Origin of the sequence: Brasilonema sp. UFV-L1 (genome assembly GCF_012912105.1) — a bacterium.
In the GTDB taxonomy this organism is placed as follows: domain Bacteria; phylum Cyanobacteriota; class Cyanobacteriia; order Cyanobacteriales; family Nostocaceae; genus Brasilonema.
Genome location: NZ_QMEA01000072.1, coordinates 1 through 2,620, shown reverse-complemented (window position 1 = coordinate 2,620; position 2,620 = coordinate 1). Strand labels below are relative to the sequence as shown.

The window sequence follows — 2,620 nt, the reverse complement described above, 5'->3', positions numbered from 1 at the left end:
GAGTTCCAAACACTCATCGACGAGTTCCAAACACTCGTTCGAGAGTTCCAAACACTCGTTCGAGAGTTCCAAACACTCATCGACGAGTTCCAAACACTCGTTCGAGAGTTCCAAACACTCGTTCGAGAGTTCCAAACACTCATCGACGAGTTCCAAACACTCGTTCGAGAGTTCCAAACACTCATCCAAGAACTACCAGCAAAGGAAAAATTTTTCTCGTTTCCAAACTCTGGCTGGAAACGCAGTCATAGAGGCTCAGCCTCCTGTATTGTATTCCCAGGCTGCAGCCCAGGAACAAGGGATGTAAGTTTTGTTTCCTTCCTACAACTGACAAATTGCTTTCAGAACTTGTAACAACACGACTGAACGCTGTCTTTCCATCAAATTTAATTCGCTCATCAAGTGATAAGTCAGAGGATGTCCTTGTTGGATATTTACAAACTGATAACTTCTTCCATTCGTTGTCAAACCCCAAACTGATTCTTGATGCTCTAAGCTCTTATAAGCATATGTCAGCAGTTGAGGTAATCCTGTTGATATATCAATCTGACTATTTTTAGATTCAATTAATAATACCCAAAAAAATGCATTAACTTTTGTACGCTTCGCCTTGGTAACAGCTAATATATCAAATCTACCTTTAATTTTTGTATCTTCATCTTCAACTTCTATATCAGCTATATCTTCTTCCAGAACAATCTCTATAGGATAGCGGTAAAAACCAGCCAACCTCATCAAAGGAGCAAGTACAAGAAACTTTACCTGTCCTTCGGAAACTTTGCCAGTGGTGAGGTAACGCCGAAAGTCATCCCGTATTTGCTCAAGTTCTTGTTGTTCCACTTCTGTAAGTGGTTCCAAAGATAACAAGGGTGTGAATGAGTCGCTGTAATATTCTTGGAAGCCAAAAAGGCGCTGAACCTCTTCCAGTGATAGATTGCTAGCCTTGAGGATTGTCATAATGTTGTTGTGTGTACTGTTAATATTTATTTTCTTATAAATCTCAGACTAATCAGACTTTTTACTAATTTTAAGGCAATTTTCTAAATTTCATGATTTTCCTTGCGGAATAAATTAATCAAGCAGTGATTCCAACAATACAAACACATTAAGGAATAAAAATGACGACAAATCAAGTTAACGCTTCTGCTCAACTTAATAAACCTGTTCTCAAAGAAGGTTCCAAGGGTAACGCTGTTAAAGAACTGCAAAAACTGTTGTTACAATGGGGTGCTTTTGTATCTCTTGATAAAAACGGTGCTTGTGTCTTTCCTGGCGAAGAAGTGATTGACGGTATATTTGGTTCACAAACAAAAGATGCGGTTATACTCTACCAAGGTCAGAAGTTTCTTCAGCAAGATGGAATTGTTGCAGATAAAACTTGGCGATCGCTCTATCTAAATGCACCAGTTGATATGCCTATCCTCAAAAAAGGTAGCAAGGGAGGACTTGTTAAGAAAGTTCAAGAAAGACTAGCAATCGGTGACTACTACAATGGTACTCTTGACGGTGACTTTGGTAACAATACAGAAAAAGCAATCAAAGATTTACAAAAGCGCACTGGCTTACCTGTAGATGGAATTATTGGCGATCGCACTTGGTTTGAATTAAGCCAAATTAATACTGTTTTCTGTTAACTTTTCCATTAACTCTTTTACTTTAAAAAGACCCAATTTCTCAAAGAAACCGGGTCTTTTTAAATGTTAAACTTCTATTAATTAACACCAAGTTTGTACAACTCGACCTGTTAATTGCTGTCCCAGCCAATACGTATTACTAGAACGTGTATACAGATTTTGTTTTTCCACTTTCCAGTTTTCCTGGGGGTTAAACAAAGTTAATTCTGCTTTTTGCTCTGGTACAATGGCACTTATTCTCTGTTGTAAACACTCCGCCGGACGATAACTCAGAGCTTTCCACAATTCTAAAGCTGTAAACTCTCCAGTTTCTACCAAATGCTCCCACAAAAGCGGTAATGCTAACTCATAACCAATTGCTCCTGGTGGGGCTTCGGCAAAGGCGACGGTTTTCTCTTCGTAGGTATATGGTGTATGGTCTATTGCTATAGCATCTATAACACCTGTCCGTACTGCCTTCCGTAATGCTGCTACGTCATGAGAATTGCCCAAAGGTGGTTCTAGATTCAGGCTCGTATTATAACTTTTAATGGCTTGTGTGTCAAGTAAAAGATGCATCCAAGTGGTACTGACGGTAATTGGTACACCTCTAGCTTTGGCTGATGCTATGAGTTCAACACTGCGAGCTGTGGAGACACGCATGATATGGACTGGTGTACTTGTGGCGGTGACTAATTCCAACAAAGCGGCGATCGCCGAAGTTTCTGCGCTATCCGGTATAAAAGGCAACCCTAAACGAATAGCATCTGGGCCTTCGCGGATGACACCGTTTCCCATCAAGTGGCGATCGCAACACCAAAAGGCAACTGGTTTCCTCAAAGGTTGAATATATTCCAACACTCGACGCACCAGCCCGAAATTTTCCCAAGGCTGACTATCAGTAAAGCCTACCACTCCAACTGCTGCCAAGTCTACCAATTCAGTCATCTGCTTACCAGCAACATCTTGACTAATTGCACCCCAGATTTGGAGGAGGGGGAGGTGGG

Annotated in this window: 3 protein-coding genes; 1 reads left to right on the top strand and 2 read right to left on the bottom strand. The window is 40.8% G+C overall.

Going from position 1 to position 2,620, the window contains the following annotated elements; all coding sequences use genetic code 11:
- Positions 1 to 321: 321 nt before the first annotated feature.
- Complete coding sequence (locus DP117_RS20415; RefSeq protein WP_169220090.1) at positions 322 to 957, bottom strand: restriction endonuclease subunit R; 636 nt, start codon at positions 955 to 957, stop codon at positions 322 to 324.
- Between the two features lie 161 nt (positions 958 to 1,118).
- Between DP117_RS20415 and DP117_RS20410 the strand changes: the two genes are divergently transcribed.
- Positions 1,119 to 1,634, top strand: a complete 516-nt coding sequence (locus DP117_RS20410) for a peptidoglycan-binding protein (protein WP_169220089.1) — start codon at positions 1,119 to 1,121, stop codon at positions 1,632 to 1,634.
- 81 nt (positions 1,635 to 1,715) lie between these two features.
- Here the strand turns inward: DP117_RS20410 and DP117_RS20405 are convergent.
- The coding region (locus tag DP117_RS20405; RefSeq protein ID WP_169220088.1) for a dihydroorotase at positions 1,716 to 2,620 on the bottom strand (905 nt) is incomplete at its 5' end.